Here is a 15,485-nt window from a genome sequence, read left to right as displayed (position 1 = left end):
GTCAATGTCTCAGGGGACCGGGTCATAGCCCGAACCACCCCATGGGTGGCAACGCATTAGCCGCTTGAACCCCAGCCAGCTACCCTTGATCGCACCATATTTGCCGACGGCCTGGATCGCATATTCCGAACAGGAGGGGGCATAGCGACAGGTGGGGGGGAGGATGCGGGATGGACCCAGCTGCCAGGCGCGCGCGATCAGGATCAGCAGCCGGGCAATCATGCCGGCTGGCCGGTCTTCGCGGCTTTGGGCGCGGGACGGGTATCACCCTTGCGGCGGGGCGGGCGGCCCTGGCCTTCGGGCCGGGTCAATATCTTGCCCAGCGCTTTTTCCAGTTCGCCGCGCAGCAGCGCGAAGTCGCGCTCCACGCCTTCGGCACGGCCGATCAGCACATGGTCGGCACCAGCCACACCATGCACAGGCAGCAGTTCGCGTGCCAGGACGCGAAAACGGCGCTTCATCCGATTGCGGATGACAGCGCCGCCTATCTTCTTGGTCACCGTGATGCCGATACGCATCGCCGGATCGCCATCGCCGCGCTCACGCACCAACAGGACGAATCCCGGCATGGGCGCGCGTCGGCCCCGATTCGCCGCCAGGAAATCCGCGCGCTTGCCCATGATGGCAGGCGCGGCCGGCGGCGTCAGGTCGCTCAGGCGCTCAGGCTCTTGCGGCCGCGGGCACGACGGGCGCGCATGATGTTGCGGCCACCGGGGGTCGCCATGCGAGCGCGAAAACCGTGACGGCGCTTCCGAACCAGATTGCTCGGCTGAAAAGTGCGCTTCATCGTTCATTCCTCAAACAAACTAGAGAATCAGGTATGACAAAAAAGGGCCGCCACACGGGGCGACCGCAAGTCAGGGGCCGTCCGATAGGGAAATGGGGCGGGGAAGTCAATGGCGCTGCGCCGCGCTTCCCCGCAAACTCCTGCTTATCCCGCCCGAACCGCCGTCGGGCTTATTTGCCGCGGGCGCTCGTCACGGCGTCCTTGAGCGAATCATAGCCGACCGCACCGTTCAGCACCTGATTGCCGATGACGAAGGTCGGGGTGCCGCTCGCCTGCAGCTTCTGGGCGAGGGCGATGTTCGACTGCAGCTCGGCATCATATTTGCTCGACGCCATCGCCGCTTCGGCATCGGCCTTGGTGATGCCGGCCTGGGTGGCGGCGCCGATGATCGATTCGCGGGTCACCTTGCCGGCGGCATAAAGCGCTTTGTGATAGGCCATGTAGCGATTGCGCTCGGCTGCCAGCAGCGACACCTTGGCCGCGTCGGAACTTTCCTCCGACAGGATCGGCAGTTCGCGATAGACGATCTTCACCTTGGCGTCGGCGCCGACCAGCTTTGCAAGGTCAGGCAGCGAGGCGCGGCAATAGCCGCAGGCATAGTCGAAAAATTCGACCACGGTGACGTCGGCATTAGCCGCGCCTTCCCATGCACCGGCATAGGGCGTCTCGATCGTCTGGCGATTCGCGTCGATCGTGCCTTCCATCCGCTTGGCCTGCAGCTTCTCGATCGCCTGCGGGATGATCTCGGGATGCTCCAATATATAATCGTGGACGATCTTTTCGATCGCGGCCTTGTCGCCGGTGGAGACGCTGCCGGGCGCCTGCACGGCAAGGGCGGTGCCGGCGGCGCCAGCGATCAAGGCGAGGGCGCCCAGGGTCATCTGCATTTTCCTGTTGGATAGGGCCGCACGAAAGCTGGGCCGGGTCTCTTGTGTCATCTCTTCTTCCGCTTCTGCTCGACGGCAGCCCGCGAGACCATCGCGATATCCTGCGCCCGCAGATAGTCAACCGTTCCGGGCTTCAAACCCTGCATTGCCGCGTCCGCACTGCGCAGCGCCATACTGTCCTGCCCGATCATCGAAAAGCGCTCGGCACTGGCCAGCGCGGCGCGCGGCGTGTCGCCGCGATGCTCGTAGACGACGCCCAGTTGATACCAGGCGAAGGGATTTTCGCGGTCCCGCGCGATCGCATTGCGCAGCACGGTTTCGGCCTCGGCGTAATTTTTCTCATCCTCGGTGGCGATCAGGGCATGGCCCAGCAACACCGCGATCAACGGCTGCTGCGTCTTGGCGACGGCCTCGCGCAGCGGTGGGATCGCCTCGCCCGGTCGCCCGCTCTCCAGCAGGATCTGGCCCTTCAGCTCCAGGAAATAGGGGTCATGCGGCGCTGCCGTCAGCAGCGCGTCCGCCTCGCTCAGCGCCTTCTCGGGATAGGCACTTTTATGCCAGGCATAGGCGCGCGCATAATGGGCCGGGATCGACCGGTCGCTCTCGGGATATTTGAGCAGCGTCTGCTGGGGTTCGGACACGAAGCCGATCAGCTTCGCCTTGATCCGCTCGAACCGCGCTTCCAGCTGCGGATTGGGCGGATTGTCCCAGGCCGGATCGACGGTATAGACTTCGCGCAGCACATTGATGCGCTCGCCCGACAGCGGATGGGTGCGGCCATAGCTATTGTCCTGCGGAATCGCGAGGCGATATTCCTGGTTCTGCAGCTTCTTGAAGAATTCCAGGCTGCCCTTGCCGCTTAGATGCGCGCCGCTCAGATAGCGCGCGCCGGCAAGGTCGGCGGAGCTTTCCTGCGCGCGGGAAAAGGCGAGATATTTGGACATGCCGACCTGCTGGCCCAGGCCCATGATGCCCATGCCGGCCTCTGCGCCGCCCGCCGCGATCGCCGCTGCACCCAGCACCAGGCTCAGCAATGTGATGCTGGTCGCTTCCTTGATGCCGTCGGTGCGGATCACATGGCCGCCCTCGATATGGCCCAGTTCATGCGCGACCACGCCCTGCAACTGGTTCACATTGTCGGCCTGCGCGATCAGCCCGCTATGCACCCAGACATATTGGCCACCCGCGACGAAGGCGTTGATCTCCGGATCGTTGATCACCATCACCTGGACATTGCGCGGCTGCATGCCGGCCGCCTTGACCAGATCGCCCGACATGTCCGCCATGAAGGCTTCGGTCTCGGCATCGCGCAGGATGCTTTGGGCCAGCGCCGGCCGCGCCATCAGCATCAGCGACCCCAGCAGGAGCGCGGCAAGGCGCAGCCACCGCGTCATCATGCAAAGCCTTGATGGGGAAGGGGAACAGGCATTGGCCCGATTTATGCCCTTCTCGCCCTGAACATCAAGTGAAGCCACGAAAAAACGCCGCCATCCGACCCCTGGGGCTGGATGGCGGCGTGTTTCATTCAGGTCTGAGCTTCTGCCTTATTGGCCGAAGGTGCGCTGCCACCAGCCACGGCGCGGCTCGCCATTCTCGTCGCTCTCCGCCTCGGCGGCGGGATCGGCAGTGACGGCTTCGCTGGCCGGTGCAGCCGCAGCCGGCGCCTCGGCGGGTGCGGCTGCGACTTCGGTCACGGCCGGCGCGGCCTCGACGGCCGCTTCCTCGGCGACCGGTTCGACCTTCTTCTTGCGGGTGCGCTTGGGCTTGGGCTTTTCGGCCACTTCCTCGGCAACCGCTTCGACGGCGGGCGCTTCGGCTGCCGCAGCGGCTTCGGCCTCGACATCCGCCTTCTTCTTGCGGGTGCGCTTTGGCTTGGGCTTTTCGGCCGCTTCCTCGACGACCGGTTCGGCGGCGGGCGCTTCGGCAACGACTTCGGCCGGGGCCTCGGTCGCTTCGACGGCAGCCGGCTCGGCCGCTGCGTCCTTCGCCTTGCGGGCACGGGGGCGACGGCGCGTCTTGGGCGCTTCCTCGGCCGGGGCGTCTTCCGGCGCCGCTTCGGCAACCGGAGCCTCCTCGGCAGGTGCAGCCGCTTCGGCTTCGATCACCGTCTCGACGCCGTCCTCGCCAGCGGTCTCACCGGCTTCGGCACCCGCTTCGCCACCTTCGCGACGGCGGCGACCGCCACGGCGACCGCGGCGACCACGACGACGGCTGCCGCCTTCGTCCTCGCCTTCGGCGGCCGGTTCGGCGGCAACAGCCTCGGCATCGGTCTCGACGTCGGCCGATTCCTCGCCTTCCTCACCGTCTTCGGCGCCATTATCTTCGCCGGTCTCGCCCTGTGCATCATCGCGCTGGCCACCACGGCGACGGCGACGGCGGCGACGGCGGCGACCGCCTTCGCGTTCCTCGCCCCGGTCACCGCGCTCGCCACGCTCCTGGCGTTCGGGGGCGGCTTCTTCCTCGATCTCTTCCTCTTCTTCCTCGTCCTCGATCACGTCGAGGTCATCCTCTTCCTCCGCGAGCGGGGCATAGGTGACGACGCGTTCGGGACGCGGACCGCTGGGCTCGACCGACATGCGGGCTCCCTCGATCTCGCCATCGGGCAGGACGACGATGCGCACGCCATAGCGCTGTTCGATCTCGTCCAGTTCGCGGCGCTTGTTGTTGAGGACGTAGAAGGCGGCTTCCTGGCTGGCGCGCAGGGTGATGACACTGCCACGGCCACGGGCGGCCTCTTCCTCCAGCATGCGCAGCGCGCCCAGGCCCGCCGACGATGCGGTGCGGACCAGGCCGGTGCCTTCGCAATGCGGGCACTGACGGGTCGATGCTTCCAGCACGCCGGTGCGCAGGCGCTGGCGGCTCATTTCCATCAGGCCAAAGCCCGAAATGCGGCCGACCTGGATGCGGGCGCGATCGTCCTTCAGCGCCTCCTTCATCGCCTTCTCGACCTTACGGATGTTGGAGTTCATCTCCATGTCGATGAAGTCGATGACGACCAGACCTGCCATGTCGCGCAGGCGCAGCTGGCGGGCGATTTCACGCGCCGCTTCCAGATTGGTGGCGACAGCGGTCTGCTCGATGCCATGCTCGCGCGTCGACCGGCCCGAGTTGATGTCGATCGACACCAGCGCCTCGGTCGGGTTGATCACCAGATAGCCGCCGGACTTGAGCTGTACGACGGGGTTGTACATCGCCGCCAGCTGGTCCTCGACGCTGGCGCGCTGGAACAGCGATACCGCGTCGGCATATTGCTTCACCCGCCGGGCATGGCTCGGCATCAGCAGCTTCATGAAGTCCTTGGCGGCCTTGTAGCCATGCTCGCCCTCGACGATCACTTCCTCGATATCCTTGTTATAGATATCGCGGATCGCCCGCTTGATGAGGTCGCTGTCGTTATGGATCAGCTCGGGCGCGGCGGCGCGCAGCGTCTTCTCGCGAATCTCGTCCCACAGGCGGGCGAGATAGTCGAAGTCGCGCTTGATCTCGGGCTTGGTGCGCTGCAGGCCGGCGGTGCGCACGATGCAGCCCATCGACGAAGGCAGCGCCATTTCGGCGATGATCGACTTCAGTCGCTTGCGATCGGCTGCATTGCTGATCTTGCGCGAAATGCCGCCACCATGGCTGGTATTGGGCATCAGCACGCAATAGCGGCCCGCCAGCGACAAATAGGTGGTCAGCGCCGCGCCCTTGTTGCCGCGCTCTTCCTTGACGACCTGCACCAGCAGCACCTGGCGGCGCTTGATGACGTCCTGGATCTTGTAGCGGCGGCGCAGCGCCATGCGCTTGCGGCGCAGCTCGTCGGCCGCGTCGTCGCCCTTTTCGCGCTTGCGCCGGTTCGGGCGGCCGCCTTCGTTGCTTTCGCCTTCGCTGGCTTCGGCTTCGTGGGCGCCTTCCTCATCGTCATGATGGGTCGCTTCCACGACCTCGACGCCATCGTCGCCGGCGGCGTCCTCGTCCTCGTCATAATCGGCGCGCAGGGCGGCCTCTTCCTCGGCATGCGCGCGTTCCTCGCGCAGCAACGCCTCGCGGTCTTCGCGCGGGATCTGGTAATAGTCGGGATGGATTTCGCTGAAAGCGAGGAAGCCGTGGCGATTGCCACCATAATCGACGAAGGCCGCCTGGAGCGAAGGCTCTACGCGGGTGACCTTGGCGAGATAGATATTGCCCTTGAGCTGCTTGTGCTCAGCGGATTCGAAGTCAAATTCCTCGATCCGGTTTCCCTTGACGACCGCGACCCGGGTTTCTTCCCGGTGGCGCGCATCGATCAGCATACGCATTGTCATTTATGTGTCTCCGGCGATGGCGGCCGCAGGCACTGGGCCGGGCCGCCACGCGATAGTGAAGGGACGGCCGTGCGCGCGCCGGGTTCGGCGCGCGAGGCGGCATCGTCCAGGTTTGAAGGAAGAATTGCGTGTCTGCTGCGTCGGCAGGGCCGGACAGTGCGCCGGGCCGGACCATCCACGCCACAGCACCCGGTATCGGGGCCAGCGTGGAAGGAAAGTCATGCCTCATGCAGCGTCAACCTGTTGCGCATCGGCTCGAGCGACAGGCGCGCGCCGATGCAAATAATCAAGATCCGCAAAGGACCTTATTGATATGGTCGGTCCTCCCGGAATGTGAAGGGGTAGCAGTCATGGGCGCGGGGAGCAACGGTCCCTGAAAAGATTATGTCTTTATGATGACCTTGATCGGCCGGCCGGCGATTCATGCTGAAACCGATATTAACCGTTTCATTTTACCCCGTCACAACAGCCGATGCTTAATCCGAAATTCAGCGTGGGGACGCTGGACGGATAGACGTCATGAAAATGGGCTGGACGGCCGATGGGCGCGCGTTGCACAAGCAGCGCATGCTCAACATAATTGCGCTGGCAACGACGATGCTGGCCGCGACCCCCGGCGATGCCGGCGGCATCGCGGCTGTGGACGTGCAGGGCGACCGCGTCACCGTTCGGTTCGACGATCGGGTCGAGGGCGCGTCCGCCTTCCTGCTCGACGGGCCGCGCCGCATCGCGCTCGATGTCGCCGGCGCGCAGGCCGGTGCCAGTCGCTATGCCGGTTCCAATGCCGTGGTCAGCGGCATTCGCCAGGGCCAGCTCAGCGACACGATGGCGCGCATCGTGCTCGACCTGACGACGCCGGCAACGCTCGGCGATCCGCAGATCGCGGCCGACGGCAAGTCGCTCAGCTTCTCGCTCCAGAATGTGACCGATGGCCGGTTTCGTACTGCGGTGGGGCAGGGGCGGCTGCGCTTCGACGCGCCCGCCAATATGAGCGCCCGGCCGCAAAAGCGCATTCATTCGATCACCGTGCCGATCCCGCCGGTCGCACGCGGCGTCGATCTGCCCGCGATCGAGGGCGTGCGCGACGGATCGCGCCCGCTGGTGGTAATTGATGCCGGCCATGGCGGTCATGATCCGGGCGCCATCAACAAGGATAATGGCAAGCGCGAAAAGGATGTGACGCTGGCGATCGCGCAGGCGATCCGGGACCAGCTGGTCAAGTCTGGCCGGGTGCGCGTGGCGCTGACCCGCGACGATGACCGCTTCCTCGTGCTGCAGGAACGCTATGGCATCGCCCGCAAGCTGGGGGCCGATCTCTTCATCTCGGTCCATGCCGATTCGGCGGAAAATACCGATGCCCATGGCGCCACCGTCTACACCCTCTCCGAAACCGCGTCGGACCGGGAAGCGGCTCGCCTCGCCGCGCGCGAGAACAAGGCGGATGTGCTCAATGGCGTCAATCTCGGCAACCAGTCGGGCGACGTCTCCTCGATCCTCATCGATCTGACGCAGCGGGAATCGATGAACATCTCGGCCAATTTCGCGCGGCTGCTGCAGCGCGAGGCGGCGCCCTATGTGCCGTTCCGCAGCGCCTATCACCGCTTCGCCTCGCTGATGGTGCTGAAGGCCCCTGACACGCCCTCGGTGCTGTTCGAGACCGGCTATATCAGCAATGCGGATGATGCCGTTTTCCTCTCCTCACATGAGGGGCAGCAGGCAATCGCGCGCGGCGTCGCCCGTGCCATCGACGTCCATTTCGCGCGCAAGCTCGCCATGGGCAGCGGCCGGTCGGGCGGCTGACGCGTCCGGATTGCGCATCCGTGCTGGTATTGATCGATTTTTGACCGGGAGTCAGGATGTGGAGCCTGATTCACGCCATCGATGGAAACGCAAAGCGCTTCCATCTCAGGCGATCAGGCTCTAGAGCCTCTTCCACCATGGAAGAGGCCCGTTCCAATCCGCCCGCATCGTCCTTCGCCTATCGCCTGCGCCGTGGCGCCGGGGGCGTTGCCGACCGGTTGAAGCCCTTGTGGCAGCGCCGCCTGTTCCGCTGGGCCGCGATCCTGCTGGGCGGTTTCCTGCTCGCCATCTTCCTGTTCTGGCTGATCTTCGCGCGCGGCCTGCCCGACGCCACCTCGCTGCTCGAATATGAGCCGCCGCTGCCGACCATGGTGCGCGACATCAATGGCCAGCCGGTCCACAGCTATGCCCGCGAACGCCGGGTCCAGCTGCAATATAGCGATTATCCCCAGCAGCTGATCCACGCCTATCTGGCGGCCGAGGACAAGACCTTCTTCGAGCATCATGGCGTCGATATTCCCGGTTTCGCCGGCGCCGTGTTCGATTATGCCAGCAAGCTCGGCTCGGGCCAGCGCGCGCGTGGTGGCTCCACCATCACCCAGCAGGTGGCGAAGAATCTGCTGATCGGCGACGAATATTCGCCCACGCGCAAGGTGAAGGAGATGATCCTCGCCTGGCGTATGGAAAATGTCCTGACCAAGCAGCAGATCCTGGAGCTGTACCTCAACCAGATTTTCCTCGGCCGGAACGCCTATGGCGTGCAGGCGGCGGCGCGGGCCTATTTCGACAAGGACGTCGCCGATCTCCAGCTGCATGAAATGGCCTATCTGGCGATCCTGCCCAAGGGGCCGGCCAATTATCGCCCGGAAAGCACCACCGGCCATGCCCGCGCGATCGACCGCCGCAACTGGGCGCTGGGCGAGATGGAGAAGAATGGCTGGATCAGCGCGGCCCAGCGCGACGCCGCCATCGCCCTGCCGCTCGGCACCGTTGCCGCCCATGGCTCAAGCTTCGACGCCAATGCCGGCGGCTATTATATGGAGGAGGTGCGCCGTCGCCTGATCCAGCAGTTCGGCGAAAAGGCGGAGGATGGCCCCAACAGCGTCTATGCCGGCGGCCTGTGGGTGCGCAGCCCCTATGATCCGGTCGCGCAGGACCATACCCAGACCGCGTTGCGCAACGGCCTGTTGCGTTTCGGCGCCGGCCGCGGCTGGTCCGGCCCGGTCGGCCATATCGACCCCGACAAGGGCTGGGAACGCGAACTGGCCGCCAGCTTCATCAGCGTCGATTATGCCGGCTGGCGCGTCGCCGCCGTCATCAGCCGCGACAGCAGTGGCGCGCAGATCGGCTTTGCCGACGGCACCACCGGCACCCTGCCCGCCAGCCTGGCGCAGCTGCCCTATCGCCGTACCGGCGGCCCTGCCATCTCGGCGATGAAGCCGGGCGACCTGATCCTTGTCGCCCGTGACGGCGCCAGCTGGGCGCTGCGCAATATTCCCGAAGTGTCGGGCGGCATGGTGGTGGAGGAAGTGCATTCGGGCCGCATCCGCGCGATGCAGGGTGGCTTCGACTATCGCCTTTCTTCCTACAACCGCGCGACCCAGGCCCAGCGCCAGCCCGGCTCGACGATCAAGCCCTTCGTCTATGCCGCCGCGCTCGACAATGGCATGACGCCGGCCTCGATCATCGTCGACGGTCCCTTGTGCGTCTATCAGGGCGCCGGCCTTGGCCAGAAATGCTTCCGCAACTTCTCGGGCGGCAGTGCCGGGCCGCAGACGATGCGCTGGGGCGTGGAACAGTCGCGCAACCTGATGACCGTGCGCGCCGCCAGTCAGACCGGCATGGACCGCGTGGTGCGTACCATCAAGAATATGGGCATCGGCGACTATCAGCCCTATCTCTCCTTCGCGCTGGGCGCGGGCGAGACGACGGTGGAGCGCATGGTCAACGCCTATGCCACGCTCGCCAATCAGGGGCGCCAATTCGCGCCCAAGCTGATGGACTATGTCCAGGATCGGCGCGGCAAGGTGATCTGGCCCGAACGCTGGCATCCCTGCGACAATTGCAACATGGCCAATTGGGACGGCAAGCCGATGCCGCGCTTCGGTTTCGAGGGGCGTCAGGTGATGAACCCGATGACCGCCTATCAGGTCGTCCACATCACCGAAGGCGTGATCCAGCGCGGCACCGCGACGGTGCTGGCGGACCTCAAGCGCCCGCTGTTCGGCAAGACCGGCACCACCAATGGCCCAACCAATGTCTGGTTCGTCGGCGGCTCGCCGGACCTCGTTGCCGGCGTCTATATCGGCTATGACCAGCCGCGCAGCCTGGGTGGCTGGGCACAGGGTGGCCGCATCGCCGCGCCGATCTGGAAAGAGGCGATGGCGCCGATCCTGGAGACCATGCCCAAGACGCCGTTCATCGCCCCGGCCGGTATCCGCATGGTCGCGATCGACCGCCGCTCGGGCAAGCGCGTCTATGGCGCCTGGCCGACCGATGAGCCCAAGCCCGCCGTCATTTGGGAAGCGTTCAAGCCCGAATCCGAACCGCGCCGCACCATCCGCAAGGAGGAAGCAGAGGCCCAGGCCAAGGTCGCGGCCAAGGCGGATGCCGTCCGCACCCGTCAGCGCAACGACGCCGACTTCCTGCAGGATCAGGGCGGCATCTATTGAAGGACGGGCGCGTCGGCGCCCGCCCTTTTTCGTTCAGCAATGGCGCGGATTGGCGTCGCGGATCGACAGGCTGGCGGCGCCGCGCCGGCCCTCCAGCGCCTGCGCCAGCAATATCTGGGTCGATCGCACCGCATAGCAGAAGGCGCAGGCGATCGCGTCGCTGCAGGCATAGGGAACGGGGCCGGTCCAGCGCGCCTGCAACAGGTCGATCAGCAGATTCTCGTCCTCGCTCAGGCGCGGCCCCCGGCCGGTGCGCAGCCCATGACCGGTCACTTGCTCGCCCAGCCGCAGCAGGCTGTCGAGCGCAGGGGATAGTTGTTCGTAGCCATAGCGCCGCAGCCGCAGGTGCAACTGGGCCATTGCCGGCCGATGTCGGCGTCGCGCCGCTGCCCAGCAACGCACGGCGTCGAGCAGGATATAGAGGGTGGCCGGGCTGTGCGTCGCCGGGATGGGCGTGGTCGGGTTCATGGGATCGCCTTTCATGGAAAAAGGTTTTCCCCCTTGATGCGCCGCCCTCGCGCGGGGCGGTCTGCGCCATCAGGCTAAGATCCCATTATGTCCGGCAGATTTCGGACCTTTGCCGCGCCTGTGTATCCGGGATAAAATCCTCCCCTGGAAGGGGAGGTGGCTGGCCGCAGGCCAGACGGAGGGGTAGGGTGCCGCCATGCTCCATGGCCCCAAAGACACGCAGCGTCGCGCCCGTAGCCTGCGCCAGTCGATGACCCTGCCCGAAGTGCTGTTGTGGCAGGAACTGCGCAAACGACCCGCCGGTTTGCGCTTTCGGCGACAGCATCCGGCGGGGCGCTATGTGCTGGATTTCTTTTGTCCCCGTCATCGCCTCGCGGTCGAGGTCGATGGGGAAGTGCATGGGCGTGGTGATGCACCGGTTCGTGATGCTGACCGCGATGCCTGGTTGGTCGGCGAGGGTATCCGGGTTCTGCGTATCCCGGCAACGGACGTGCTGAGGGATGTGGAGGCTGTTGTGCTTCACATCACCGCCAAGGCACGGGGCGACCTACCCCTCCGCCAGCCCTGCGGGCTGCCACCTCCCCTGCCAGGGGAGGATTGAATCTTTCCAAGCCTGCCGGTCTGGGATAGGGGCGGTCGCTTGATGCGTTGAGACGCCACGAGATTCTGGAGACCTCCCATGCGCGCCGAAGCGCAGCAATATATCGACCGTATCGACGCCGCGCTGGACCTGCTGCGCCGCTTCCTCGACTGGGACCGTGCGCTGCGCCGGCTGGACGAGCTGAATGCCCGCGTCGAGGATCCGACCCTGTGGGACAATGCCAAGCTGGCGCAGGAGGTGATGCGCGAGCGCACCCGTCTCGACAGCGCGATCGGCGCCACCCGCGCGATCGAGGCCGAAAAGACCGACAATGCCGAACTGATCGAAATGGCCGAGGCCGAAGGCGATGAGGACATGGTGTCCGAAGCCATCGCCGCGCTGAAGGCGCTGGCCGAGCGCGCCGACGAGGACAAGATCAAGGCGCTGCTGGCGGGCGAAGCCGATGCCAGCGACACCTATCTGGAAATCCACGCCGGCGCCGGCGGCACCGAAAGCCAGGACTGGGCCGAAATCCTGTCGCGCATGTATCGCCGCTGGGCCGAGCGGCGCGGCTATAAGGTGGAACTGGTCGATTATCAGGCGGGCGAAACCGCCGGCATCAAGTCGGCCACCTTCCTCATCAAGGGCGAGAATGCCTATGGCTATGCCAAGACCGAAAGCGGCGTCCACCGCCTGGTCCGCATCAGCCCCTATGACAGCGCCGCGCGTCGCCACACCAGCTTCTCGTCGGTCTGGGTCTATCCGGTGATCGACGACAATATCGATATCGAGGTCAAGGAGTCCGACCTCAAGATCGACACCTATCGCGCCTCGGGTGCGGGCGGCCAGCACGTCAACACCACCGACTCCGCGGTCCGCATCACCCACGTGCCCTCGGGCATCATCGTGGCGTCGCAGAATGACCGCTCGCAGCACAAGAACCGCGCCACCGCGATGAATATGCTCAAGGCCCGCCTGTATGAGGCGGAACTGCGCAAGCGCGAGGAAGCGGCGTCGACCGACTATGCCGCCAAGACCGAGATTGGCTGGGGCCACCAGATCCGCTCCTATGTGCTCCAGCCCTATCAGCTGGTGAAGGATCTGCGCACCGGTGTCACCTCGACCGCGCCGGACGATGTGCTCGATGGCGCGCTCGATCCGTTCATGGCCGCTGCCCTGTCGCAGAAGGTCACGGGCGAGAAGGTCGACGTGGAGGATGTGGATTAATGATCCACCGGCAGGTGGCCGCATTGGGGGCGTCGCTCCTGCTGGCTGCCTGTGGCCAGTGGTCGGGCGGCAACCAGTCGGAACGCGCGGCCGGCGCCGCGTCCTTCCCCCGCGCCGACCGGCCGGTGGCGCCGATCGTGTCGACCCGCTGGTCGAGCGAGGAAGCGCGCGACCGGGTCAATGAGGCGGAAGATATCATGGACCGGGCCGGCATCCGGCCGGGCATGACCATTGCCGATATTGGTGCGGGCGAAGGCTATTACACCGTCCGCCTGGCCAAGCGCGTCGGCGCCAGGGGCCGGGTGCTGGCCGAGGATATATTGCCCGAGGTGATCGATGCGCTCAGCCGTCGCATCACCCGCGAAAACTGGACCAATGTCAGCGTGAAGCTGGGCGCGCCGGAAGATCCCAAGCTGCCCGAAAACAGCTTCGACCGCATCTTCATGGTCCATATGTATCATGAGATAGCCGAACCCTATGCGTTCCTCTGGCACCTCAGCCCCGCGCTGAAGGCCGATGGCGAACTGATCGTGGTCGATGCGGATCGGCCGACCGACCAGCATGGCACGCCCCGGCGCCTGCTCACCTGCGAACTGGCGGCGATGGGCTTCCGGCTGGAGGAGATGATCGCCAAGCCGACCGCCGGTGGCTATATGGCCCGCTTCCGCCGCAGCACTGCCCGCCCCGATCCGTCCAGCATCGTCCCCTGCGCGCTGCGCGGCTAGGGGCCTGCCCAGTCCGGTTCGCGACGCGACAGTTTCATATCCGCCGAAGTTCACACCGTTATCGGGGAGATTCACCCTATTTGCGCCAGATATGCGCCTGCCGCGCGCCGGTGGCGCGCCTGTAACGCGACAGCCGGGCAGAACGCGACGCGTCGCTGATGCGCGCCCGAAGCGACAGTGACGCGACAAGGGCGCGCCAGTCAGGCGTCGGCCAGCCATTGGCGGGATGTCGCGCATGGATTGGCGGGCACTCTCGTCCATGGACAAGGGTGGAGCAGAGAATGACCGAATAGGAAAGGGCGGCTGACGACCATTTTCCCCCGTTCCTTCTCCCTTGGAGGGAGAAGGATACGAAGCCTTGCCGCATAGCGGCTAGGCGAAGTTGGATGAGGGGGGCTATGTTGCTCCATTCATGCGAGGCGGCATCCCCCTCACCCAGCTACGACTAGGCAGCAAGCTGCCAAGTCTGCGCAGCCCTCTCCCTCAAGGGAGAGGGGTAGAATGTCCCCTTACCACCCATATCGCGCGGATCTAGTCCCGCGTGCCGGGCTGCCAATCCCTGGCCGCGCGCACGCCGGCCCGGCCGCGCCGCGCCAGTTCGCGTTTGAGGTCCGCGGGGTGGGGCGCGATCAGGAAGCCGAAGCTGACCGTGCCGTCCTTGGTCTCGACCGCATGGTGCAGCCGATGCGCCTGGACGATCCGCTTCATGTAGCGCGAGCGGGCGACATAGCGGTGGCGCACCCGCTGGTGGACGATGATGTCGTGGAAGCCGAGATAGATGGCGCCATAGGCGGCGACGCCGGCGCCCACGGCCGTCGCCCAATTGCCCCAGCCCCATTGCACCCCACCCAGCAATAGCAGGATGGAGGGCATGGCGAAGATCACGAAATACAGGTCGTTGGCCTCGAAGAAGCCGGTCCGGGGGCGGTGGTGGCTGGCGTGGAGGAACCAGCCCGGTCCATGCATCACCCAGCGGTGCATCACATAGGCAAAACCCTCCATCAGCGCGATCGTGACGACGAAGAGCAGCAGGAGGGCGATCGGAGGCATCGGCGCCTTATAGGCAGCGGCGCGGGCCAAGGCGACCCGTAAACACCGCATATAGAGCATCGTGCGCAAAAGTGGGAACCGGTTTTGCGCTTAAAACGATGCGGCAACAAAAACTTAGAGCGCGCGACCTGCGTCGGATATAACGCAGCGCGCTATAGCAAAGGGCCGCGATCCCCCCTGGAGAGCGCGGCCCTGTTCATTCCCGAAGGGAAAGCGGATCAGAAGGAGGCGGTGAGCGAACCGAGCACGCCGGCCTTGCTGATATTGTGCCCTGCCGACGAATAGAGCGACTTATCGGTGTCGACATAGGACACGCCAAAGGTCAGGTGACCCCAGGTGTAGGTCGCGCCGATATTCCAGTCGGTATATTCCTTGCCGATGGTCAGGTAGCTCGGACCGAAGCTGTGGCCCAGATGCGCCGACACGCCCAGCGGGGTGTTGGGGATCGAGGCCGAGACGTCGCCGGCGAGGTAGAGATTATCTTCCTTGCCATTGCCGACGGTCAGCGCCTTCGCCTTGGGGGCGTAGTTGGCGGTCAGCTTGGCGGTGGCGGGGCCGAACGTGCCCTTGATCGAGGCATAGGGCTCGACGAAGTCGGTGTTGGCGCCGGCATTGCCCGGATAGTAATAATAGAGAACGCCGACGTCGATCGTCGCGCCGCCGACCGTGGTCGAATAGCCGCCGATCAGGTCGAGTTCCTGGTCCGAGCCGTTGGCGACATATTCGTCGATCGAGCTGCCCCAGGTCGAGACATAGAAGCCCGATTCATGGGTGACGGTGATGCCGCCCTGCAGCGCGAACTTCTTGTTGGTCTGTGAAATGCCGCGGAAGCGATAGTCGCTGACGACGGCGGCATTGCCGGTGACGGTCACCGCGGGAGCGGGCTCATCCTGGGCCATGGCGGGTGCCGACAGCGCAACAAGAGCGAAGGCCGAGAGGCCGAGAATGGACTTACGCATGATAATCCCCTTGATGGTTCTGCGATCGTCCCGCCTGCGTCCAGGCG

The 15,485-nt window shown here is 65.4% G+C and carries 14 protein-coding genes; 5 read left to right on the top strand and 9 right to left on the bottom strand.

Annotated elements, in window-relative coordinates:
• Nucleotides 1–9: 9 nt before the first annotated feature.
• The 6 genes from yidD to JQK15_RS04170 form a co-directional block, all read right to left on the bottom strand.
• Nucleotides 10–222: a membrane protein insertion efficiency factor YidD gene (yidD, locus tag JQK15_RS04195; RefSeq protein ID WP_004210035.1), complete on the bottom strand. Its 213-nt coding sequence runs from the start codon at nt 220–222 to the stop codon at nt 10–12.
• The gene (gene rnpA, locus JQK15_RS04190) at nt 219–656 is read right to left on the bottom strand and encodes a ribonuclease P protein component (RefSeq protein ID WP_502956786.1); all 438 of its coding nucleotides are present in this window, start codon (nt 654–656) and stop codon (nt 219–221) included. The genes yidD and rnpA overlap by 4 nt, the downstream gene beginning before the upstream one ends.
• On the bottom strand, nt 653–787 hold the full coding sequence (rpmH, locus tag JQK15_RS04185) for a 50S ribosomal protein L34 (RefSeq protein ID WP_004210039.1): 135 nt from the start codon (nt 785–787) through the stop codon (nt 653–655). Before rpmH ends, rnpA begins: the two co-directional genes overlap by 4 nt.
• A gap of 170 nt (nt 788–957) precedes the next feature.
• A complete protein-coding gene (locus JQK15_RS04180) occupies nt 958–1,725 on the bottom strand; it encodes a DsbA family protein (RefSeq protein WP_172438739.1) in 768 nt (255 codons plus the stop codon).
• Complete coding sequence (locus JQK15_RS04175) at nt 1,722–3,068, bottom strand: M48 family metalloprotease (protein WP_214863984.1); 1,347 nt, start codon at nt 3,066–3,068, stop codon at nt 1,722–1,724. The genes JQK15_RS04180 and JQK15_RS04175 overlap by 4 nt, the downstream gene beginning before the upstream one ends.
• Nucleotides 3,069–3,218: 150 nt before the next feature.
• Nucleotides 3,219–5,957, bottom strand: a complete 2,739-nt coding sequence (locus JQK15_RS04170) for an Rne/Rng family ribonuclease (RefSeq protein WP_251007535.1) — start codon at nt 5,955–5,957, stop codon at nt 3,219–3,221.
• Between the two features lie 519 nt (nt 5,958–6,476).
• Between JQK15_RS04170 and JQK15_RS04165 the strand changes: the two genes are divergently transcribed.
• The gene (locus JQK15_RS04165) at nt 6,477–7,757 is read left to right on the top strand and encodes an N-acetylmuramoyl-L-alanine amidase (protein WP_214863635.1); all 1,281 of its coding nucleotides are present in this window, start codon (nt 6,477–6,479) and stop codon (nt 7,755–7,757) included.
• A gap of 137 nt (nt 7,758–7,894) precedes the next feature.
• Entirely contained in the window at nt 7,895–10,429 is a 2,535-nt protein-coding gene (locus JQK15_RS04160) for a penicillin-binding protein 1A (RefSeq protein ID WP_214863633.1), read from the top strand.
• A gap of 33 nt (nt 10,430–10,462) precedes the next feature.
• Here JQK15_RS04160 and JQK15_RS04155 read toward each other — a convergent pair whose 3' ends face one another.
• The gene (locus tag JQK15_RS04155; protein ID WP_214863631.1) at nt 10,463–10,897 is read right to left on the bottom strand and encodes a hypothetical protein; all 435 of its coding nucleotides are present in this window, start codon (nt 10,895–10,897) and stop codon (nt 10,463–10,465) included.
• A gap of 196 nt (nt 10,898–11,093) precedes the next feature.
• Here JQK15_RS04155 and JQK15_RS04150 point away from each other — a divergent pair, with 196 nt between their 5' ends.
• The 3 genes from JQK15_RS04150 to JQK15_RS04140 all read left to right on the top strand — a co-directional run bounded on the left by JQK15_RS04150 (nt 11,094) and on the right by JQK15_RS04140 (nt 13,429).
• On the top strand, nt 11,094–11,498 hold the full coding sequence (locus JQK15_RS04150; RefSeq protein WP_214863629.1) for an endonuclease domain-containing protein: 405 nt from the start codon (nt 11,094–11,096) through the stop codon (nt 11,496–11,498).
• Between the two features lie 78 nt (nt 11,499–11,576).
• The gene (gene prfB / locus JQK15_RS04145; RefSeq protein ID WP_004210053.1) at nt 11,577–12,704 is read left to right on the top strand and encodes a peptide chain release factor 2; all 1,128 of its coding nucleotides are present in this window, start codon (nt 11,577–11,579) and stop codon (nt 12,702–12,704) included.
• Nucleotides 12,704–13,429: a class I SAM-dependent methyltransferase gene (locus tag JQK15_RS04140; RefSeq protein WP_122129943.1), complete on the top strand. Its 726-nt coding sequence runs from the start codon at nt 12,704–12,706 to the stop codon at nt 13,427–13,429. The genes prfB and JQK15_RS04140 overlap by 1 nt, the downstream gene beginning before the upstream one ends.
• 531 nt (nt 13,430–13,960) lie before the next feature.
• Here the strand turns inward: JQK15_RS04140 and JQK15_RS04135 are convergent.
• Together JQK15_RS04135 and JQK15_RS04130 are read right to left on the bottom strand one after the other, a co-directional pair.
• The gene (locus JQK15_RS04135; RefSeq protein WP_037491955.1) at nt 13,961–14,479 is read right to left on the bottom strand and encodes a sterol desaturase family protein; all 519 of its coding nucleotides are present in this window, start codon (nt 14,477–14,479) and stop codon (nt 13,961–13,963) included.
• Between the two features lie 218 nt (nt 14,480–14,697).
• Nucleotides 14,698–15,438, bottom strand: a complete 741-nt coding sequence (locus tag JQK15_RS04130; protein WP_004210057.1) for a TorF family putative porin — start codon at nt 15,436–15,438, stop codon at nt 14,698–14,700.
• Nucleotides 15,439–15,485 lie beyond the last annotated feature (47 nt).

It is taken from the genome of Sphingobium sp. BHU LFT2, assembly GCF_018604485.1.
In the GTDB taxonomy this organism is placed as follows: Bacteria; Pseudomonadota; Alphaproteobacteria; order Sphingomonadales; family Sphingomonadaceae; genus Sphingobium; species Sphingobium yanoikuyae_A.
This window is presented reverse-complemented; position numbering and strand designations above follow the sequence as displayed.

What these genes read in the sequence shown, in the direction of transcription:
- yidD (WP_004210035.1), bottom strand. Translation starts at nt 222, where the DNA reads ATGATTGCCCGGCTGCTGATCCTGATCGCGCGCGCCTGGCAGCTGGGT.
- rpmH (WP_004210039.1), bottom strand. Translation starts at nt 787, where the DNA reads ATGAAGCGCACTTTTCAGCCGAGCAATCTGGTTCGGAAGCGCCGTCAC.
- JQK15_RS04180 (WP_172438739.1), bottom strand. Translation starts at nt 1,725, where the DNA reads ATGACACAAGAGACCCGGCCCAGCTTTCGTGCGGCCCTATCCAACAGG.
- JQK15_RS04175 (WP_214863984.1), bottom strand. Translation starts at nt 3,068, where the DNA reads ATGACGCGGTGGCTGCGCCTTGCCGCGCTCCTGCTGGGGTCGCTGATG.
- JQK15_RS04170 (WP_251007535.1), bottom strand. Translation starts at nt 5,957, where the DNA reads ATGACAATGCGTATGCTGATCGATGCGCGCCACCGGGAAGAAACCCGG.
- JQK15_RS04165 (WP_214863635.1), top strand. Translation starts at nt 6,477, where the DNA reads ATGAAAATGGGCTGGACGGCCGATGGGCGCGCGTTGCACAAGCAGCGC.
- JQK15_RS04160 (WP_214863633.1), top strand. Translation starts at nt 7,895, where the DNA reads ATGGAAGAGGCCCGTTCCAATCCGCCCGCATCGTCCTTCGCCTATCGC.
- JQK15_RS04155 (WP_214863631.1), bottom strand. Translation starts at nt 10,897, where the DNA reads ATGAACCCGACCACGCCCATCCCGGCGACGCACAGCCCGGCCACCCTC.
- JQK15_RS04150 (WP_214863629.1), top strand. Translation starts at nt 11,094, where the DNA reads ATGCTCCATGGCCCCAAAGACACGCAGCGTCGCGCCCGTAGCCTGCGC.
- prfB (WP_004210053.1), top strand. Translation starts at nt 11,577, where the DNA reads ATGCGCGCCGAAGCGCAGCAATATATCGACCGTATCGACGCCGCGCTG.
- JQK15_RS04140 (WP_122129943.1), top strand. Translation starts at nt 12,704, where the DNA reads ATGATCCACCGGCAGGTGGCCGCATTGGGGGCGTCGCTCCTGCTGGCT.
- JQK15_RS04135 (WP_037491955.1), bottom strand. Translation starts at nt 14,479, where the DNA reads ATGCCTCCGATCGCCCTCCTGCTGCTCTTCGTCGTCACGATCGCGCTG.
- JQK15_RS04130 (WP_004210057.1), bottom strand. Translation starts at nt 15,438, where the DNA reads ATGCGTAAGTCCATTCTCGGCCTCTCGGCCTTCGCTCTTGTTGCGCTG.